This window comes from Humibacter antri (genome assembly GCF_054777235.1).
This window is the reverse complement of sequence record NZ_BAAHAW010000041.1, coordinates 1-1,196: the sequence shown is the minus strand read 5'-3', so window position 1 is coordinate 1,196 and position 1,196 is coordinate 1. Positions and strand designations below refer to the sequence as shown.

Below are 1,196 nucleotides of genomic sequence, written 5' to 3'. Positions count from 1 at the left end.
GCGACAGGCCACTACCCCTCAGAGCCTGCCCCAAGGAGCACGAACAACGTAACGGGCAAAATGTGGGCAAAAACGGGCTGGCTCGTGGGCCTTACCTGATACTCCCGCCTTGCACTACTATCGTTCTGCGTTAGTATTAGGCGAGTGATCCAATCGTTCGCAGATGAGCCGACACGCAAGGTCTGGGATCGCGAGCATATCCGGCACTTCGGTCCTGACCTGCAGCGCATGGCCCAGAAGAAGCTACGCCTGCTCAACGCGGCCGAGACGATCAACGACATGCGCGTCCCACCGGGCAACCGGCTGGAGAAGCTGTCCGGCGACCGCGACGGTCAGTACTCGATCCGCATCAACGATCAATATCGAATCTGCTTCGTCTGGACCGCCGCCGGCCCGAGCGACGTCCAGATCGTCGACTACCACTGAGGAGGGACCCCGATGACCAAGGCACACGACCCGATCACTCCCGGCGAGATTCTCCAGACCGAGTTCCTGGAGCCGCTGGGCATCACCGCATATCGGCTGGCTCAGGCCACAGGTTTGCCTCAGACCCGACTGAGCGAGATCATCCACGGCAAGCGCCGCATCACCACCGACACAGCTCTGCGACTCTCCCAGGCTTTCGGGCTCTCGGAGCGGTACTGGCTGAACATCCAGAACGACTACGACATCGAACTCGAACACGACGAGCACGACGACGAGCTGGCGCAGGTCGAAAGGCTCATCTCAGTGTGATTATTAGCGCTCTTTGGCCGTGTCTTTGCAGCGCTAATTGGCGTGGCCGCGTTGGAGTTCTCGGTAGATCGTGGCGCGGGAGACGCTGAACATCTCGGCCAGCTCGCTCTGCGTATGCTCTCCGGCCCCATTCATCTCGAGCAGGTGCTTACGCTGCAGCTTGGTGAGCTTCGGCTTCTTGCCCTTCAGCTTTCCCTTTGCTCTCGCGACGGCCATGCCTTCTCGAGTGCGCATCCGGATCAGGTCGGCCTCGAACTCGACAACCATGGCCAACACGTTGAACAGCAGGCGACCCACCGGATCGGTCGGGTCATAGATGCTTCCGCCGAGACTGAGGGTGACGCCCTTGCTCGTGAGCTCTGCTGCGATGTCGCGGGCATCCGGCAGCGATCGGGTCTGCTGCACGGATAGGTGACAGGTTGGTTATGCGGCCAGTGCGGCCGGTGTGTTCATCATGACTT

At 60.9% G+C, this 1,196-nt stretch carries 2 protein-coding genes and 1 pseudogene; 2 read left to right on the top strand and 1 reads right to left on the bottom strand.

Translation table 11 applies throughout. The annotated features are described in order from the left end of the window. The first annotated feature begins 144 nt into the window (after positions 1-144). Together ACYVDK_RS15445 and ACYVDK_RS15440 are read left to right on the top strand one after the other, a co-directional pair. The gene (locus ACYVDK_RS15445) at positions 145-426 is read left to right on the top strand and encodes a type II toxin-antitoxin system RelE/ParE family toxin (protein ID WP_460523336.1); all 282 of its coding nucleotides are present in this window, start codon (positions 145-147) and stop codon (positions 424-426) included. A 12-nt stretch (positions 427-438) separates the two neighbouring features. Continuing rightward, positions 439-735 (top strand): helix-turn-helix transcriptional regulator, encoded by a 297-nt coding sequence (locus tag ACYVDK_RS15440; RefSeq protein WP_460523334.1) that lies wholly within the window; start codon positions 439-441, stop codon positions 733-735. Positions 736-768: 33 nt separating this feature from the next. Here ACYVDK_RS15440 and ACYVDK_RS15435 read toward each other — a convergent pair. Next, positions 769-1,128, bottom strand: a pseudogene (locus ACYVDK_RS15435) (recombinase family protein); the annotation flags it as partial. Positions 1,129-1,196 lie beyond the last annotated feature (68 nt).